Raw genomic sequence first — 18,044 nt, forward strand, 5'->3', positions numbered from 1 at the left:
ATTAATCAACACCTTTAGGAATAGTAATTTTAAATTCAGTACCAATTCCTTCTGAACTCTCTATTGTTATTGAACCGCCGTGCATTTCAATTAAATCTTTAACAATAGATAAACCTATACCAGTTCCTTGAACTTTGTAGGTTAATGAAGTATCAACTCTATAAAATTTTTCAAATATTTTTTGGTGATGTTTACTGTCAATTCCAATTCCATTATCTTTTATTGAAACATAAATATTTTTTTCATCTTCAGTTGTTTTTATATTTACTTCAGGTTTTTCTTTTTTAGAGTCAAAGTATTTTATAGCATTTTGAATTAAGTTTAAAAAAACTTGTCTAATTCTTGTTTTATCTATAAATCCCATTATAGGCTTAGTATTATCTTCAAAAATTACTTTTATATTATTGCTTTTTGCAGATTCTTCTGTACTTTTTATAATTTCTTTCAACAATTCATTTATATCAATTTTTTCTTTTTGTAACTTTAAAGATTTTAGTTCTAGTTTTGAAAAGTCTAAAAGATCATTTAATAAAGCTTCTAAGTGTAATGATTCTTTGTATATTGTATTCATAAATTCTTTTAAAGTTTCTGTATCCATCATTTCTATACTGTCAATTAATGTTTCAGAATAAGCTTTTATAGCTGATAAAGGTGTTCTTAATTCATGAGATATCATTGATAAAAATTCCATTTTCATTTTATCTAATTTTTTTAATTTTTCTAATTCTTTTGTTCCAGATATATCTCTTATTACAGCAATTACAAATTTATCATTGTCGAACCCAAATAATAAGGTTTCAATAGAATAAGTTTTTTGATCTACTTCTAATTCAATTAGTTGTTTTGAAAGACTTGAAAAAGTTAAGTTAGATAGTTCTAAAATTTTTTCTTTTAATTCTGTACTTTCAATAGCTTTATTAAAGTTTTCATTTTTAAATTGAATTGAAAAATTAGAATCATAAACTACAATAGAATCGGATGAAGAGTTTAAAATTGTATTTAAAAAGTTTTTATTTTTTTCAATAGTTTTGTTTTTATTTAGTATTTCTTGATATAACTTTAAGTTTTGAAATAAGTTTCCCATTAAGAATGAAATTATTCTTAAAAAAACCATAAATTGGTTTGAAAATTCTTCTTCTTTTGTAAAAATAATATATACAAAATCAACATTGTTATTGTGCCCAATTGGAATTATTACATATGATCCTTCTTCTTCAGGAAAAATTGAAACATCTCTTTTTTTAAAAGCCCATTTTGCAATATCTTTTAAATCTTCTGATACATCCTTTTTATAAACTTCAAAAATTTTTTCATTTTGTATATTGAAAAAGTATTCATCTTCAAAATCAATCATAGTTTTTGTAAGCTTTGAAAGCGTTTCATAAGAAGATTCAATGTCTTTAGCTTTACTTAATTGCATGATTATATTTGAAATATTTGAAAATATAGAAGAATTTGAATCTGGAATCATTTTACCACCTCAAGTTTTTATAAATCTTTTATTATATTATACATCAATATGATTAAAATTATTTTAATATATTAAAATAATTGAGAGTGCGTTTGCACTCTCAATATTCAATTTCAGAAGTAACCCAACCGCCAGTAAAGGCACCAATGTTTTTTTGAACTTTTTCAGAATCTATAAATATTTCATCTACTTTGGCTGGATATAAAGATAAATAGTTTGATAAAATTTCATAACCTGGTTTAGTTTTACTGTATTCGTAAACACACGCTTTTGCTTCTTTATCATCTACAATTAAATTATAATATTCAGCTGTTCCTTTATATATACAAAGTGTTGTTTTTTCAATTTTTTTTAAGTATTCTAATTTAAAGTCTTTTTTTGGAATATAATAAACAGGGAATAAATTTTTTTGCATTACTTTTAATGGATCGGATGTTTCAGCTATTACTTTTTTATTAAAAATAACTTTAATAGTTTTGTTTGTTTTTTTTACAATAGGAATATCAGGATAGTCTTTAATATTTTCACTCATAAAAATCTCCTCCTTTTTTATATTTCAATATTATTATAACACAATTTAAACAAAAAATTTACCAATTAATCTTTTAATTAAGTTCTTTGAAATGATATTTTTTTGTGTTAAAATAAAAATATATTCTACAAGGAGGTGAATTATGGATAACTGTGACAGTAGTAAACAAAAACCACCATGAGGAGGGATAACATGAAATTTGCAATGGCAGTTGATGTAAAAAAATTAATAGAATATGGTCAACTTAAATTTTTAAAAGAACTCTTAGTTGAACAAGAACCAGCAACAGTTTTAGAAATGATAAAAGAATTACCCTCAGAAGAAATTTTAATTGTATTTAGACTGTTACCAAAAGATACTGCAGCAATTGTATTTACTGAATTAGAAACAGATGAACAATTAAAATTACTTTCACTGTTCAAGGAAGAGAAAGCAAAAGAAATAATTGAAAACATGGATCCAGATGATAGAGTTGAACTTTTTGATGAGATGCCTGCCAATGTTGTAAAAAAACTTTTGGACTATCTCTCTCCTGAAGAGCGAAAGCAAACATTAACTTTATTAAATTTTCCAGAAGATTCGGCTGGTAGAATAATGACGCCTTATTATCTTGATGTTAAGGCTAATATGACTGTTGAAAGAGCACTTGAACATATTAAAAAAGTTGGAAATACAAAAGAAACTATTTATACATTATTTGCAATAGATGAAGATAGAAAACTTTCTGGAGTTTTAGAATTAAAGGATCTTATTTTTTCTGATTCTAATACTTTAATAAAAGAATTAATGAATGAAGATCCTATATATGTAACGGTTTTTCAAGATAGAGAAGAAGTTTATCAAATAATGAGAGATTATGATTTATTAGCTTTACCTGTAACGGATAGTGAAAAGAGATTGGTTGGTATAGTAACAATAGATGATATTGTCGATGTAATTGAAGATGAAGCTACAGAAGATATTCAAAAAATGGCAGCAGTTGGTGTTACTGAGTCATCTTATTTACATACTTCAATATGGAAATTAGTAAAAAGTAGAGTTTTTTGGTTAATAACATTATTGGTTCTTGAAAGTGCTGTTGGATTTATTATAGATGGATATTCTGAAGTTCTTCAAAAAATAACTATATTAGCTGCATTTATACCAACAATAAATGCAATGGGTGGAAATACCGGAGGACAAATTTCAGCTATAATGATACGTTCAATGGCAATAGGTGATGTGGAATCGTCTGATATGAAAAAAATATTTTACAAAGAAATGATAATAGGTATTATTTTAGGAAGTATTTTAACTGTAATAATGGCTTTAAGAGCCTTTGTTAGTACACAAAATATTATGATTATTTTAAGTTTATCAGCTTCTTTACTTATTGTTATACTAACTTCAAATCTTTTAGGTGCATTTTTACCATTTTTTGCAAAGAAGATAAAAATTGATCCAGCAGTAATTTCTGGTCCTTTAATATCAACATTGATGGATTTAATAAGTATGAGTGTTTATTTTTCTGTATCAACAATACTGTTAAAAAATTATTTATAGAATATAATAAAAAACGAATACGTAAGTATTCGTTTTTTATTATAAATTAAGCTAAATCTTCATATGATTTTGTTTTTAAGAGTAAAAGTCCGCCTATTAAAAATAAAATAGCTATACTTACAACTCCAAATCTTGAACTTCCTGTTATTTGAGAAAATATTCCAACTAATAAAGGACCTAATATTGCTGCAAACTTTCCAAATATATTATAAAAGCCAAAAAATTCTGTTGATTTTTCTTTTGGTATTAATTTTCCATAAAAAGATCTACTCAATGCTTGTATTCCACCTTGTGAAGAAGCAACTAACATTGCAAGTATCCAAAATTGTGTTTTGTTGTGTAAGAAAAAAGCAAAAATAGTTAAACCAGTATATATTGTAATTCCTAAAAGAAGCATAATTTTTGGTGAAAAATTTTTAGCTAATTTTCCATATAACAAAGCAAATGGAAAGGCAACAAATTGTGTTACTAATAGTATTACTAATAAATCAACTGACTTTATTCCAACATCTCTTCCATAAATTGAAGACATTTTGATTATAGTTCCAACTCCATCTATATAGAAGAAATAAGCGATTAAAAATAAAAAAATATTTTTATTTTGTTTTATATTTTTAAATGTGTTATATAATCTTTTAAATGAATCATAAATAGGTGTTTTTGATGGTTCAATATAATTTACTTGTTTTACGTTTTTTAACATTGGAATAGAAAATACTAACCACCATACTGCTGTTATTAAAAATGAAACTCTTGTTGCCACTGTTGCAGAAGACAAGCCAATTATTGTTGGTTTTTGAATTATAATAATTCCAAGTATAAAAGGTATAGTACTTCCTATGTATCCCCAAGCAAATCCATTCGATGAAACCCAATCCATCTTTTCTTTTGTTGTTACATCAGTCAAAAATGAATCATAAAAAATATTTGCTCCAGAAAAACCAATTATTGAAAAAATATAAATTAGGATACATTGTAGCCAATTTCCGCTTGAAACTGTTGAAAGTAGCATGGTAGATAAAACTCCAAGTAAAAGGAAGAACACAAAGAAACGTTTTTTATAGTTTTTATAATCAGCAATAGTTCCAAGTATTGGTGCAAGAACAGCTATTATTAATGTTGAAATTGTATTCGTATAACCCCAATAAGCTGTAGCTAAACTGCTTTCTACTCCTTTTGCTGCAACATCTTTAAAGAATATCGGTAAAATTGCTGTCATAATAGCAACAGCATAAGCTGAATTTGCCCAATCGTATAATATCCAACTTTTTTCAGTTTTTGTCATTCCTTCTCCCCCCAAAAGAATAATTTATATCTCTACATTACCAAATTTATAGTATTTTTTAATTTTTTTATTTATTTTCCATGTACATGATAAACCTTTTTTGAATTTAACAAGATCTCCAGATTCAAATTTAACTATTTTATCATCAAACCTTACTTCTGCTTCTCCTTCAATTATAAAACAGGTTTCATCTTCATCATACTTCCATTCAAATTCTGAAACATCTTTTTCCCAAACAGCCCATTCTTTTACTTTTAAGTCACGAAGTCTATCTTCTTTTGGAAATTCAATTACAAAAGCTTTATCATAATTTAAAAATATTTCTTTTGGACCATCTAATAAAGCATCTACTGGATTTTCTGCAACTTTGTTAAATCCACCAAGAACGTCTCCCATCATTTCAAAATATTTTGAAACTTCTTCTTTAGAAAAATTTTCATTTAAAAATTTTTCTAGATCATCAAAATCTGAATCGGGGTATTTATTCATATATTCTTCGACTTTTTTTAATACATTTTCCATATTAATCCCTCCTAATAATTGTTCTAAAACAATTATATCATAGATAATCATATTTATAAAAAAAAAGACGCTTAGCGTCTTTTTTACAATTGCATTCTTGTTATTTCCTTATAAGCTTCAACTATTTTATTTGTAACTTCAGAAGTTAATTTTAAAGATAAAGAAGCTTTTTCAGCTGCTATTATAACTTGATGAACATCGGTTATTTTACCAGATGCATAATCTGCTGCCTTTGTATCAGCATTTTTTTGCAGTGAATTAACTTCATCTATGGCGTCTTTTAGCATTTTAGAAAAATCATTGTTATTAGAGCTTTGAACAGGATTTTTATTTATTAAACTTGGATGTTGTAAACTTATAGGGTTTATTTTTTCTATCATAAAATCACTCCCCTCATTATCTTCCTATATTTAGTGCTGCATTGTACATTGATTTAGAAGTGTTAACAACTGAAGCATTTAATTCGTAAGCTCTTTGAGCATTCATCATATCGACTATTTCTCTTAAAACATTAACATTAGGATACTTTACATATCCGTTTTTATCGGCATCTGGATGATTAGGATCATATACAATTTTAAATGGTGAAGTATCTTTTGAAAGTTTAGAAACTTTGACTCCTCCATAATTTGTTTCATTATCCAGAATTTCTTTAAAAGAAACAATTTTTCTTTGATAAGGACCTCCATTTTCTGTTCTTGTTGTTTCGGCATTTGCAAGATTTTGAGAAATTATATCAGTTCTAAATCTTTCTGCAGTCATACCACTTGCAGCAATATTCATTATTTTAAATAAACCTTCCATTAAAATCCCTCCATATTTTCTTTAATTATCTTTTAATGGCTGTGTTGTATCTATTTATAACATAAGTCATAAGCCTAGATACAGTTGTATATCTTAAATTGTTTTGTACCATTTCAGTTGTTTCAATGTCTATATCAACGTTATTTCCATCATTTCTATTACTTTTGTTTTTATCTATTAAAGTTTGTGCTTGAACTTTTTCTAAAGATGGGGTATTATTTATATGTCTAGAATCTGTTGTTTTTAATTTTAAATTATCTGTATCGCTCAGAGCTTTTTGAAGCTCGTTTTCAAAAGAAACATATTTTCTTTTGTAGTTTGGGGTATCAAAATTAGCTATATTTTGAGCTATAGCTTTTTGTCTTTGAGTATAAGCATCTAATGCTTTTGGTAAAATTTTAAAATTATTATCGAACACTTTTATCCCTCCTGTGTAATAATTCTTTAGTTTTATATAATATTCCTAAAATAATTTTGGAGGCACTATATGAAAAAAATATTTTTAGTTGGTTATTATGGTTATAATAATTTTGGTGATGATTTACTTTTAAAAAGTACATTTAAGATACTAAATGAGATAGGGTTTAATGACACTCTAATTATTCCAAGTGAAATAGATTTTTTATCTAAAAAGATGAGAAATATATTAAAATTTAATGTTGAAATTATAAATAAATATGATATTTTTTCTATGAAAAAGAATATCAAAGACTCTGATTTAATTATTTATGGTGGAGGTAATTTATTACAAAGCGAAACATCTTTAAAGAGTTATTATTATTATTATGAGATATGTAAAGTGGCAATAAAGTATAATAAAAAAATTTTATTTTTATCTCAAGGTTTTGGACCTTTAAAACATAAAACGGCAAACAAAAAATTAAAAAAAATTATGAAATATGAAAACTTATTTGGTATTTATAGAGATAAAGTTTCATATAATTATTCCAAAAAGTATAATAAAAATTCATACTTTGGTATGGATATAGGACCATATTCATTGAATGCTTATAAAAATAAAAAAGAAAGAAAAATTTCTTTGTGTTTAAAAAATTCATATAGTAATTTAAAATATTTAATTGATTTTTTGAATATATTTAGTGATTATACTATTACACCTTTGATAATTAATTCAAATCAAGATTCAATAACAAACTATGCTCTTGTTGAAAGTATTAGAAAAGATACAATGAATGAAGTTTTATTTCCATACAAGGACTTTAATAAAATTCAAGAAGAAATAGCAACTTCTTCACTTGTAATATCAGATAGATTACATAGTTCACTTGCTTCTATTTTTTATGAAACACCTGTTTTAACTAAACTCACTAAAAAAAACAGACGTGTTTTAAAAAGTATAGATAATAAATATAATTTTTTTTATAATCGTTTATTAGATATACCAGAAAGTTATTTTAGATTATTAAAATATAATTTTTTAGAAACTTCTGAAACTTATAAAATAAGATTAAATGATACGATAAATCTTTCTAAACAAATTATTCAAAACGTCTTATAAGATGTAATTGTCCATTATCAGTGGTTAATACTAAAATTATATTGTTATCAGGTGAGATTACATCAATAGGATATGAAGATACATTTAGCTCTTGATAAACTTTCATATTTTTTATAATGTAAAGCTTATTATTTATATGAGATATTGCATATATATAATTTTTGTCTGGAGACACAGTTATATCTATTATGGGAATATCTTCTAAAATTTTTGTAGTTTTTCCAGTTTTTAAATTATAATAATAAATTCCACCTTTCATAGAATGACCTATTATATAATCATTGAATAATTCAATATTTCTAGTGACTCCATTAAAATCAGCAACTTCTTTTTGTGAATATTTTGTTATTTTGTAAAGCTTTCCTTCAAATTTTGAAACGACATAAAAAATATTATTAACCTTTATAATATCTACTGGATTTTTAATATTAACTTGATTCGGTATGTATTGATTGGAATTTGGAATAAAAAATAAAAGTTTTGTTTTAAAAGTATTATTTATATAATTATCATACATTGGAATAAAAACTTCTTTATTTTGTGTTATTATATAAGGACTGTTTACTGATAATTTATAACTTGATTTAATATTTAGATTTTTATCTAAGATATATAAGCTTTCTTCTGCAGTAATATACAATTTATTATTTATAACTTTTATATTCCAAGGAGATTTATCTAATTTTATTTTTTTAATAATTTTTTTTGTTATGTTTGATATTTTTTGTACTTCTTTTTTCATAGAATCAACAATATAAATATATTCTCCATCAAAAAAAGCAGATGTTGGTCTTGAAAGTCCATACTTAAAATATCCAAATTCTGAATTGTATATATCTACATAAGTTACTTTCCCATCATAATCACATACTAAAGCAAGATTTTTTTCTGATTTTATTAAAAAGCTTCTATTCCCAGTTGGGAATGTATTGATTTCAGCAAAATAATCATTGGAAAAAGACAGGTTAAAAGCCAATGTAACGAATAAAAATGTAAATAAAAGTTTATTAAATTGTTTAATTGTTTCTCACCCCTTTTAAATTTTTCATAATTATTCTATCACAAAGTTATTAAAATGCAAATAATAATATTTATTTATATTTAATAGAATTTGATTATATTAAATAATTATAGTATAATATCAATAATTATCTATGAAGAGGTGGAAAAAATTGGTTCTTGTTGCCATAATTGGTGGAAGTGGAGCCGGGAAAACTAGTGTTTCCAAAAGTATTGTGAAACACTTTAATTCTCGCGCTTCTTTGTTGAGTATGGATGATTATTACAAAGATTTACCTCCTGGTGTTGATCCAAGAGAATTTAATTTCGATGATCCTAAAGCATTTGATTTCGATCTTTTTAAGAAACATTTAAAATTATTAAAAAAAGAAAAATCTATAGAGTTGCCTGTTTATAATATGGTAACTTGTAGAAGAGAACAGTCTATTACAAAAAAATTTTTAGTGACTGATTTAGTTATAGTTGAAGGAATACTGGTTCTCCATGATAAAGAATTAAAAAATTTATTTGATTTTTCAGTGTATATAGATGCTCCTTCAGATGAAAGACTTATAAGAAGAATAGAAAGAGATACAGTTGAAAGAGGTAGAACAATAGAAAGTATATTAACTCAATATAGAAGATTTGTAGCACCTTCTTTCAAAGCTTTTATAGAACCACAAAAATATAAGTGCGATATTGTTTTACCAGATGGAGTTAGCAATAAAACGGGGATGGGTATAATCATAGATGCAGTTGAGAGGATGTTAGAAAGAAATAAACAGGAGGGATTTTAATGAAGAAATATATGTTACTTGTTTTTTCAGTACTTTTAGTGATTATTGGATACTCCATTAACACTAAAATTGTGCAAGAAAAGTATGTTGGGTTTATAAAAGCCTACAACTCAGATACTAAAGAAAATCATCTTATAAATAAATTTAAAGATGAAATGAAAAATTTAGGTTTATATAGATATTATAGAAATAATATGGTTGGAAGTGCAGAATTTGTTGATAGACCAACAGATATTCAGACATATTTATCTATGATTCATAAATCTATGACATTTAATTCTGATGAAGAAAAATTAGCTTTTGCTGGTTTTTTATGTTATGTACAAACAGATCTTGCTGGTGGAGAGTTGAGCAATGAAGTTATAAAAAGTATGCCTGCATATTTTGTTACTGTTCAAGATATTTACCAAAATATGCAAAATGAAGCACTTTTGTACATAGGAAATGTTATAGCATATTCTATGGGATTAGTAGAAACAAGTCCATATACAAATATTGAAAAACATAAAACAAATTCTAAATTAGAAAATTTAGATTTATATACATACAGTGGAGAAAAAAATGAACTTTATGATGGTATAATTAAGAAGAATAGTGTAAAACTAAATACAGAAATTGAAAAATTGGCAAATTCTGGAATAACAGGAGAAGATTTGGAGTATGAAATCGATAATCTTTCTTCTGAATTATTAGAAGATATAACTAAAAAAAATGATGAAGATTTGAATTCTTCTGTTGCTATGTTTATAAAAGAAGCTAAAAAAGGAATTAATCTTTCTTATTTAAGATTTATTATATATTTGGCTGTAATTTTGGTTGGAGTTAAATTTTTTAAAAAATACTTAAATTATATTATTTTAGGTGTTTTTGGTTATGAAGTTTTTTACTTAATATTTATGTATAATTTTTCTAAAGATATAATTACATCATTCTTTTACGGTAGTTTTATAGTAGTAGCTGTTGCAATAATGTTTTTTGTTAAGTTCTTTTCGGCATTTGGTAGAGATGTTAAATTCGTAAAAAGGCTTATAAATGTTTCATTATTTATTTTACTTGCGTTGTTATTGTTTATTCCAACTTATTATTCAAAAGATTTGACTATGAAGAATACAAAGAGTTTTCATAATTCTTCTTTTGAAAACCAACTTTTAAAGGATGTGTTGTTATACAATCATTCAGTAATTCATAAGAATTTAACTGAATTAACAAATTCAATTACAACTGAAAACTCTGAGGCGAAAAATATATATTCAAATCTTTTAAAGAAGTATATAAATGATTCAATTGAAAACAATATAATTGAAAGCATAAGTAATGATTATGGAGTTAATATAAAAAATAATATAAATGGATTATTATTAAACAAAGAAAAAAATTATACAAAAGTATCTAAGGATTATGCGGAAGCAATAGATAAGTTTGTAAAAGCATCAGAATTAAGAATGAAAAATATAAATAATGAGATAAAAACAATGAAATTAAACATAGAAAGAATTGAAGATTATTCTGATGAACAGTTTTTAAAGTTATTTAAAAATAATTTAGATAGTTATTTTATGAAAAACAAATTACTTGTACCAGTTAAGAAAGATATAGATGAATCTTATACAAACTTCAATGCAAAAGATAAATTGAACATAAAAGCATACAATACAGATTATGGAACTAAAATGCTTATGATATTTTTCCTTGGAATTGTTTTTTGGATAGTATTTGAAGGGAAACTTATAAAATGGAGTTCTTTTGGTGCAATGATTATATCTTCTGTTTTGATGTTTATAAAGCCAGGAACTATAGAAGTTTTATCTCAAATAAAGTATCCAGTATTAAAAAGTTCTGAGTTTAGTGTGAACATACTTTATGGAATCATAATGGTATTAATAACAATACTATTAACTATCAAAAAGGGAGGTAGTGAATCATGAAAAAAGTTTTATCTATGATGTTAGTTTTGGCTTTTGTTGTAAGTTCATTTGCACTTACAGTTACTATGGTTTCCGATACAGGGGGATTAGGAGACAAATCATTTAATGATGGTACATGGGCTGGAGTTTTAAGAGCAAAAGACGAATTAAAGGCAAATGTAAAGGTACTTATTTCAAAGGAACAAACAGATTATGTAACTAATTTATCAAATGCTGCAAAAGAATCAGATGTAGTTATAGCTGTTGGTTTTATGATGACATCAGCTTTATTTGATGTTGCACCACAATTCCCAAGAACAAAGTTTATTGGAATAGATATTGCACCTTCTCAAGGAACAACTATTCCTTCAAATGTAGCACTTTATTTGTTTAAAGAACAAGAATCAGCATTTTTAGTTGGATATCTTTCAGCAAGTATGACTAAAACAGGTAAGCTTGGATTTATTGGAGGAATTGAAATTCCACCAGTTAAAAGATTTGAATTTGGATACAGAGCAGGTATAAAAGCTTACAATGAAATCCATAATAAAAATGTTGAAGCTATATTAGGTTACGCTGGTGGATTTGGTGACGTTGCAAAAGGAAAACAAATGGCAATGGCTCAATTTGCACAAGGCGCAGATATAATATTCCATGCAGCTGGAGCAACTGGAAATGGTGCTTTTGATGCAGCAAAAGAAAAAGGACTTTCTTTCTATGGATTAGATGCAAATGCAACTCTTAAAGATATTATAGACAAATATTATGAAAAAGGTAGAGGTTATTTTGCAGTAGGTGTTGACTCTGATCAAGATTATCTTGCACCAGGATTTGGACTTGCAAGCGCTATGAAAAGAGTAGATACAGCAGCATTTTTAGGTATTAAAAGTTCAAGATCTGCAAGATCTTTTAAAAGTGGAGTACATACTCTTGGTTTAAAAGAAAATGGTGTTGACATTTCACCAATGAAATATACAAAAGGTATGGTTTCAAATTCAACTTTTGCAGAATTAGCATATCTTTCTTCTTTAATAAAACAAGGTCAAGTAAATGTTCCTGATTCAGAAGATGGATTAGCTTCATTTGATGTAACTTCTGTAAAATTTCCATTTTAATTAAAAAATAAAAAAGGGATGGGGAATCCCATCCTTTTTTTAAAGTTGTTAATTAATAGATGAAAAACATCTATCAATTAGCAACTTTTGGATAGCTTTAGGAGGTGTTTCGATGTCCAAGGGGACAGATTTAATGAACTATGCAGTTTACATGAAAGAAATTGTTAAACGATTTCCAAAGGTACTTGCTAACGATCATGTAAATTTAGAAATTAAAAAAGGGGAAATTCATGCACTTATTGGTGAAAATGGTGCAGGAAAATCAACACTCATGAATCAACTTTATGGCCTTTACACACCAACTTCTGGAGATATTTTTATAAACGGAGAGAAAAAGGTTTTTAATGGTCCGAAAGATGCCATAAATGCTGGTATAGGTATGGTTCATCAGCATTTTATGCTTGTAGACAATTTGACAGTTGCAGAAAATGTTGTTCTCGGTTCAGAACCTAAAAAAGGTATTTCATTTGATTTGAAAAAAGCAAGACGAGAAGTACAAGAACTTTCTAAAAGATATGGATTGAAAGTTGATGTGGATGCTTTAATTGAGGATTTACCTGTAGGTACTCAACAAAGAGTTGAGATAATTAAAACTATATATAGAGGTGCAGAAATTTTGATTCTTGATGAACCAACTGCAGTTCTAACTCCTCAAGAAATTGAAGAATTATTTGAAATCATGAGAAAGTTAAGAGATGATGGAAAAACTATTATTTTTATAAGTCACAAATTACACGAAGTTATGACAATTTGTGATAATATTACTGTTATGAGATTAGGTAAGGTTACAGGTCATGTAAAAGTTTCAGAAACAAATGAAAAAGAATTGGCAAATATGATGGTTGGTAGAGAAGTTATTTTGAGAGTTGACAAGGAAGAAAAAGTACCAGGTGAAAAAGTTGTTGAAATTAAAAATTTATGGGTAAAAGATAATAGACAACTTGATGCAGTAAGAGGAATGAACTTTGAAATAAGGAAAGGTGAAGTTCTTGGTATTGCAGGTGTTGCTGGTAATGGACAAACAGAACTTGTTGAAGCCCTCACAGGATTAAGAAAAAAAGAAAGTGGTGAATATTTATACAAAGGAAAAGATATTTCTCACTATACAGTTAAGGAATTAAGAGAAAGTAATATAACTCATATTCCAGAAGATAGATTTAAATATGCAATGGTAAAAGAATATCCAAACTACTATAATATGATTCTTGGACGTCACTATAAGATGCCGTTTGCAAGAAGAGGATTTTTAAATAATGATATTATACAGGAATATTCACAAGATTTAATTAAAAAATTTGATGTTAGACCTGCAGATGCTTCAATAAAAACAGGTAACTTGTCAGGAGGGAATCAACAAAAGGTCGTTATTGCAAGAGAAGTTAGTGCAAATCCTGATTTTATAGTAATCGCTCAACCTACAAGAGGATTAGATGTAGGTGCAATTGAATACGTTCATAAAGAAATATTGGAATTAAGAAGAAAAAATGTTGCTGTACTTTTAATTTCTATGGAACTTGAAGAAGTTTTATCATTGTCTGATAGAGTTTTGGTTATGTATGAAGGTGGAGTTACTGGAGAATTTAAACCAGGAGAATTAACCATTGAAGAAGTTGGACTTTTGATGGCAGGTAAAAAATTAAGTGAATTAAGAACAATCGCAGAAACAGAGGCACATGCACCTCATCATGGAGGGGATAAATAATGGCTCAAAAAATAAAAGAAAGTAAATGGATGCCTATATTGGTACCAATAGTATCGGTACTTGTTGCATTATTAATTGCATCTGTAATAATATTAATTATAGGAAAAAATCCATTACTTGCATATTTAAAACTTTTTGAAGGTGCATTTGTTGGAAGAGCTGCTTGGGCAGATAATATTACAAAAATGACAAGTTTACTTTTAACTGGTCTTGCAGTTGGATTTGGATTTAGAGCTGGAGTTTTTAATATTGGTGCTGAAGGTCAAATGGCTGTTGGTGGAATGATGGCTGTTATGGTTGGTATAAATATGGGTAATGTTTCTCCAGTTTTTGCTATACCTATAACTATTTTTGCAGGTATGTTAGGTGGTGCTTTTTGGGCATCAATTGCAGGATATTTAAAAGCAAAAACAGGAGCTCATGAAGTTATAACAACTATAATGCTTAACTGGATAGCTTATCATATTGGAAATTACTTAGTTTCTGGACCTCTTGCTGTTGGACAAGGTGTTCCAAAATCACCTGAAATAGCTAAAAGTGCTCAATTACCTCCATTAATGACAATACAAGCAAGTAATGTTCCATCTGGAATTTTAATAGCCGTTGTTGCAGCAATAGTTATGTATATAATTCTTGAAAAAACAACTACAGGTTATGAAATAAAAGCAGTTGGATACAATGCATATTCAGCAGAATATGGTGGAATATCTATAAGTAAAAATATAGTTTTAACTATGGCAATATCTGGTGCACTTGCTGGACTTGCTGGTGCAATAGAAGTTATGGGGGTTCATCATAGAATTTTTGGTGCATTTACAAGTGGAAGAGGTTTTGATGGAATTACAATTGCTTTAATAGGACAAAATAATCCAATTGGTATTATTTTTTCATCATTCTTAATTTCTTCATTGAGATCTGGATCAAATTCTATGCAACTTGCTGGTATTCCAGATGATATAGTTGTAATAATACAAGGTGTAATTATATTCTTTGTTGCAGCTGATAGAATAGTAAAAACTTGGATAACAAAAGCATCAACTAAATTAGCAAAGGAAGGTGAAGCTAAATGAGTTGGATAGAAGCCATTTTTGCTACGTTAGCATCACCTTTGTTTTATAGATTGACAATATTATCAGCACTTCCACTTGTTTTTGCTGCAATTGGTGGTGTTTTTAGTGAAAAAACAGGTGTAACTAATATAGCACTTGAAGGTATAATGAAAATTGGAGCATTTACTTCAATAGTATTTGCTATAAAATTTGATAATCCATGGTTAGGATTAATTATGGGGATGCTTGCTGGTGTAATTCTTGCGGCTTTACATGCTTATGTTTCAATTGAATGGTCAGCAGATCAAATTGTTTCAGCAACGGCTTTAATTTTAATTGCACAAGGTCTTGTTGGATTTTTAATGATTCCTATATTTGGACATAAAGGTCAAACAAATTTAGTTGCTCATAAACTTCCAACTGTAGAATTACCTATTATAAAAGATATACCATTTATTGGAGCTATATTTAATGATCTATCTATATTCTTTTATTTTGCGATTATAATAATATTTGCTTCATGGTATTTAATTTATAAAACACCATTAGGATTGAGAATGAGAGCTGTTGGAGAAAATCCAAAGGCAGCAGATACATTAGGAGTAAACGTTAAAAAAATAAGATACTTTGGTGTTTTAATGAGTGGGCTTTTAGCAGGTCTTGGAGGAGTTTATATAGCTCTTGGAGATATAGGTCAATTTATAGAAGATATGCCTTCAGGAAAAGGTTTTATAGCTCTTGCTGCTATGATTTTAGGTAACTGGAATCCAATTGGTGCAATGTGGGCTTCACTTTTATTTGGAGCTGCAGAAGCTATGAATATACAACTTCAATCAATGCTAACATTACCTTCAGAAATGAAAGCATTATTGAATTTATTGCCATTTGTAATAACTATAATAATAGTTGGTGGATTTGTTGGTAAAACAAGAGCTCCAGCAGCAGATGGTCAACCATACGAAAAAGAATAATAAAAAATTAATATTAAAGAATATAAGGCATTGCCTTATATTCTTTTTTTATGATATAATTTAATTAGGTAAGCTAATTAAAAAAGGGGCTTGTTTATGGAATATAGAAAATTAGGGAAATCTGGATTAAAAATTAGTGAACTTTCTTTAGGTTCTTGGATTACTTTTGGAAATCAATTAGACACAGAAAATGTAAAGAAATGTATGAAAGAAGCCTTTAATAGTGGAGTTAATTTTTTTGATAATGCAGAGGCCTATGCAAATGGATTATCTGAATCGTTAATGGGGATAGCACTAAAAGAATATAGAAGAACAGATTTAATAGTGTCAACAAAAATATTTTGGGGTGGGAATGGACCAAATGATAGAGGACTTTCAAGAAAACATTTACTTGAAGGAACTTGGAACTCTTTAAAAAGGTTGCAACTTGATTATGTTGATTTAATTTTTTGTCATAGACCTGACCCAGATACACCAATAGAAGAAACGGTATTGGCAATGGATTATATTGTTAGAAATGGTCTTGCTATGTACTGGGGAACTTCAGAATGGAGTTATGAAGAATTAGATAAAGCTTTTAAAGTAGCAAAGGAATTAAATTGTATTCCACCAACAATGGAACAACCTCAATACAATATGTTTGTTAGAGAAAAAGTAGAGCATGAATTTAATTTATTATATGAAAAATATGGATTGGGACTTACTACTTGGAGTCCACTTGCAAGTGGAATACTTACTGGTAAATACAATGAATCAATTCCAGAAGATAGTAGATTACATAAATTTTCGGGTTTGAAGAATAATTTAAAAAATAATGGATTACTTTCAGAAAAAAATATAGAAAAAGTAAAAAAGTTAACTAAAATTGCAAAAGATTTGGATATGAAAGTATCACAATTATCCCTTGCTTGGTTATTAAAAAATAAAAATGTTAGCACAGTTATAACTGGAGCAAGTAGAGTTGAACAAGTAAGAGAAAATCTAAAAGCATCTGAATTAAAAAATAAATTGAATGATTCTATAATGGAAGAAATAAATGCAATTATTTATTAAAAAACTCTCTTTTGAGAGTTTTTTTATTGGTTTTTTAAGAAAAATATGTTAAAATCTATTTGGAGTAAAATTGGGAGGTTTTTAATGAAAAATTCTTCAGTAAAAGATGAAACAATATTTGACCTTAAATACTTTAAAAAATATGGTTCAATAATTGGATTAGATGAAGCAGGAAGAGGTCCTTTGGCTGGTCCTGTTTTTGCAGCAGCAGTTTATGTAGAAAATGAAAATGAATTAAAAGCTTTAAAAAGAATTGGCGCTGATTCAAAAACTTTGAGTGAAAAAGAAAGAGAAAAAAGATATAATGAAATAATTAAAAATTTTAAATATTCATACTATGCAGCATCTTCAGAATTAATTGATGAAATGAATATCTTTAAAGCAACACAGTATGCAATGAAAAAATGTGTTGAACAACTTAACTCTGGTTATTGTTTAATAGATGGAAAAAATTTTCACTTTTCGTTTCCATTTGAATGTATAGTGAAAGGTGACTCAAAGTTGAGTCTTATAGGGGCTGCTTCAATAATTGCAAAAGTTTTGAGAGATAAGTATATGATAAAGCTTTCAGAAAAGTATCCAGAATATTTATTTTATAAACATAAAGGATATCCTACAAAAGAACATGTGGAAAAAATAAAAAAGTATGGTATTTTTAATGAATATAGATTAACCTTTAATCCTGTAAAAAGTATGATAATTAATAATGAAATACAATATAATAAAAATGATTTTTCAAAAAATACATTAATGAAACTGGGTGTTCTATGAGGTGATTG

The 18,044-nt window shown here is 27.1% G+C and carries 18 protein-coding genes; 10 read left to right on the forward strand and 8 right to left on the reverse strand.

What is annotated here, in order from left to right; translation table 11 throughout:
- Window position 1 precedes the first annotated feature (1 nt).
- Both IGS63_RS05775 and IGS63_RS05780 read right to left on the reverse strand, forming a co-directional pair.
- The gene (locus tag IGS63_RS05775) at window positions 2–1,471 is read right to left on the reverse strand and encodes a sensor histidine kinase (protein WP_190616041.1); all 1,470 of its coding nucleotides are present in this window, start codon (window positions 1,469–1,471) and stop codon (window positions 2–4) included.
- 100 nt (window positions 1,472–1,571) lie between these two features.
- Window positions 1,572–2,003, reverse strand: a complete 432-nt coding sequence (locus IGS63_RS05780) for a DUF427 domain-containing protein (RefSeq protein WP_190616042.1) — start codon at window positions 2,001–2,003, stop codon at window positions 1,572–1,574.
- A gap of 192 nt (window positions 2,004–2,195) precedes the next feature.
- Here IGS63_RS05780 and mgtE point away from each other — a divergent pair, with 192 nt between their 5' ends.
- Entirely contained in the window at window positions 2,196–3,545 is a 1,350-nt protein-coding gene (mgtE, locus tag IGS63_RS05785) for a magnesium transporter (protein ID WP_190616043.1), read from the forward strand.
- A gap of 46 nt (window positions 3,546–3,591) precedes the next feature.
- Here mgtE and IGS63_RS05790 read toward each other — a convergent pair whose 3' ends face one another.
- The 5 genes from IGS63_RS05790 to flgB all read right to left on the reverse strand — a co-directional run bounded on the left by IGS63_RS05790 (window position 3,592) and on the right by flgB (window position 6,574).
- The gene (locus tag IGS63_RS05790) at window positions 3,592–4,830 is read right to left on the reverse strand and encodes an MFS transporter (protein WP_190616044.1); all 1,239 of its coding nucleotides are present in this window, start codon (window positions 4,828–4,830) and stop codon (window positions 3,592–3,594) included.
- 24 nt (window positions 4,831–4,854) lie between these two features.
- Window positions 4,855–5,352 (reverse strand): cupin domain-containing protein, encoded by a 498-nt coding sequence (locus IGS63_RS05795; protein WP_198423090.1) that lies wholly within the window; start codon window positions 5,350–5,352, stop codon window positions 4,855–4,857.
- An 83-nt stretch (window positions 5,353–5,435) separates the two neighbouring features.
- A complete protein-coding gene (gene fliE, locus IGS63_RS05800; RefSeq protein ID WP_190616045.1) occupies window positions 5,436–5,732 on the reverse strand; it encodes a flagellar hook-basal body complex protein FliE in 297 nt (98 codons plus the stop codon).
- Window positions 5,733–5,748: 16 nt separating this feature from the next.
- Window positions 5,749–6,156 carry a flagellar basal body rod protein FlgC gene (gene flgC / locus IGS63_RS05805; RefSeq protein ID WP_190616046.1) on the reverse strand — a complete coding sequence of 136 codons (408 nt, stop codon included), beginning with the start codon at window positions 6,154–6,156 and terminating at the stop codon, window positions 5,749–5,751.
- A 25-nt stretch (window positions 6,157–6,181) separates the two neighbouring features.
- On the reverse strand, window positions 6,182–6,574 hold the full coding sequence (gene flgB / locus IGS63_RS05810) for a flagellar basal body rod protein FlgB (RefSeq protein ID WP_190616047.1): 393 nt from the start codon (window positions 6,572–6,574) through the stop codon (window positions 6,182–6,184).
- 69 nt (window positions 6,575–6,643) lie between these two features.
- Here flgB and IGS63_RS05815 point away from each other — a divergent pair, with 69 nt between their 5' ends.
- Window positions 6,644–7,675, forward strand: coding sequence for a polysaccharide pyruvyl transferase family protein (locus IGS63_RS05815; RefSeq protein ID WP_190616048.1), 1,032 nt, complete (start codon window positions 6,644–6,646; stop codon window positions 7,673–7,675).
- Here IGS63_RS05815 and IGS63_RS05820 read toward each other — a convergent pair.
- Window positions 7,656–8,651 (reverse strand): YncE family protein, encoded by a 996-nt coding sequence (locus IGS63_RS05820; RefSeq protein WP_190616049.1) that lies wholly within the window; start codon window positions 8,649–8,651, stop codon window positions 7,656–7,658. The genes IGS63_RS05815 and IGS63_RS05820 overlap by 20 nt on opposite strands.
- A 196-nt stretch (window positions 8,652–8,847) precedes the next feature.
- Here IGS63_RS05820 and udk point away from each other — a divergent pair, with 196 nt between their 5' ends.
- The 8 genes from udk (at window position 8,848) to IGS63_RS05860 (ending at window position 18,036) form a co-directional block, all read left to right on the forward strand.
- On the forward strand, window positions 8,848–9,471 hold the full coding sequence (udk, locus tag IGS63_RS05825; RefSeq protein ID WP_190616050.1) for a uridine kinase: 624 nt from the start codon (window positions 8,848–8,850) through the stop codon (window positions 9,469–9,471).
- Window positions 9,471–11,396: a hypothetical protein gene (locus tag IGS63_RS05830; protein WP_190616051.1), complete on the forward strand. Its 1,926-nt coding sequence runs from the start codon at window positions 9,471–9,473 to the stop codon at window positions 11,394–11,396. Before udk ends, IGS63_RS05830 begins: the two co-directional genes overlap by 1 nt.
- On the forward strand, window positions 11,393–12,490 hold the full coding sequence (locus tag IGS63_RS05835; protein ID WP_190616052.1) for a BMP family lipoprotein: 1,098 nt from the start codon (window positions 11,393–11,395) through the stop codon (window positions 12,488–12,490). Before IGS63_RS05830 ends, IGS63_RS05835 begins: the two co-directional genes overlap by 4 nt.
- A 133-nt stretch (window positions 12,491–12,623) precedes the next feature.
- Window positions 12,624–14,192, forward strand: coding sequence for an ABC transporter ATP-binding protein (locus tag IGS63_RS05840; RefSeq protein WP_190616115.1), 1,569 nt, complete (start codon window positions 12,624–12,626; stop codon window positions 14,190–14,192).
- The gene (locus tag IGS63_RS05845) at window positions 14,192–15,262 is read left to right on the forward strand and encodes an ABC transporter permease (RefSeq protein ID WP_190616053.1); all 1,071 of its coding nucleotides are present in this window, start codon (window positions 14,192–14,194) and stop codon (window positions 15,260–15,262) included. The genes IGS63_RS05840 and IGS63_RS05845 overlap by 1 nt, the downstream gene beginning before the upstream one ends.
- A complete protein-coding gene (locus IGS63_RS05850) occupies window positions 15,259–16,212 on the forward strand; it encodes an ABC transporter permease (protein ID WP_190616054.1) in 954 nt (317 codons plus the stop codon). The genes IGS63_RS05845 and IGS63_RS05850 overlap by 4 nt, the downstream gene beginning before the upstream one ends.
- A gap of 96 nt (window positions 16,213–16,308) precedes the next feature.
- Window positions 16,309–17,265, forward strand: a complete 957-nt coding sequence (locus tag IGS63_RS05855) for a potassium channel beta subunit family protein (RefSeq protein WP_190616055.1) — start codon at window positions 16,309–16,311, stop codon at window positions 17,263–17,265.
- A gap of 84 nt (window positions 17,266–17,349) precedes the next feature.
- Entirely contained in the window at window positions 17,350–18,036 is a 687-nt protein-coding gene (locus IGS63_RS05860; protein WP_190616056.1) for a ribonuclease HII, read from the forward strand.
- Window positions 18,037–18,044: the final 8 nt, after the last annotated feature.

Source organism: Tepiditoga spiralis, assembly GCF_014701195.1.
GTDB lineage: Bacteria > Thermotogota > Thermotogae > Petrotogales > Petrotogaceae > Tepiditoga > Tepiditoga spiralis.

Excerpts from the sequence above, each read along its gene's own strand:
- IGS63_RS05860 (WP_190616056.1), top strand. The coding sequence starts at position 17,350 with ATGAAAAATTCTTCAGTAAAAGATGAAACAATATTTGACCTTAAATAC.
- IGS63_RS05840 (WP_190616115.1), top strand. The coding sequence starts at position 12,624 with ATGAACTATGCAGTTTACATGAAAGAAATTGTTAAACGATTTCCAAAG.
- IGS63_RS05795 (WP_198423090.1), bottom strand. The coding sequence starts at position 5,352 with ATGGAAAATGTATTAAAAAAAGTCGAAGAATATATGAATAAATACCCC.
- flgC (WP_190616046.1), bottom strand. The coding sequence starts at position 6,156 with ATGGAAGGTTTATTTAAAATAATGAATATTGCTGCAAGTGGTATGACT.
- IGS63_RS05775 (WP_190616041.1), bottom strand. The coding sequence starts at position 1,471 with ATGATTCCAGATTCAAATTCTTCTATATTTTCAAATATTTCAAATATA.
- IGS63_RS05845 (WP_190616053.1), top strand. The coding sequence starts at position 14,192 with ATGGCTCAAAAAATAAAAGAAAGTAAATGGATGCCTATATTGGTACCA.
- mgtE (WP_190616043.1), top strand. The coding sequence starts at position 2,196 with ATGAAATTTGCAATGGCAGTTGATGTAAAAAAATTAATAGAATATGGT.
- IGS63_RS05815 (WP_190616048.1), top strand. The coding sequence starts at position 6,644 with ATGAAAAAAATATTTTTAGTTGGTTATTATGGTTATAATAATTTTGGT.
- IGS63_RS05830 (WP_190616051.1), top strand. The coding sequence starts at position 9,471 with ATGAAGAAATATATGTTACTTGTTTTTTCAGTACTTTTAGTGATTATT.
- IGS63_RS05835 (WP_190616052.1), top strand. The coding sequence starts at position 11,393 with ATGAAAAAAGTTTTATCTATGATGTTAGTTTTGGCTTTTGTTGTAAGT.
- fliE (WP_190616045.1), bottom strand. The coding sequence starts at position 5,732 with ATGATAGAAAAAATAAACCCTATAAGTTTACAACATCCAAGTTTAATA.
- IGS63_RS05855 (WP_190616055.1), top strand. The coding sequence starts at position 16,309 with ATGGAATATAGAAAATTAGGGAAATCTGGATTAAAAATTAGTGAACTT.
- IGS63_RS05850 (WP_190616054.1), top strand. The coding sequence starts at position 15,259 with ATGAGTTGGATAGAAGCCATTTTTGCTACGTTAGCATCACCTTTGTTT.
- IGS63_RS05790 (WP_190616044.1), bottom strand. The coding sequence starts at position 4,830 with ATGACAAAAACTGAAAAAAGTTGGATATTATACGATTGGGCAAATTCA.
- IGS63_RS05780 (WP_190616042.1), bottom strand. The coding sequence starts at position 2,003 with ATGAGTGAAAATATTAAAGACTATCCTGATATTCCTATTGTAAAAAAA.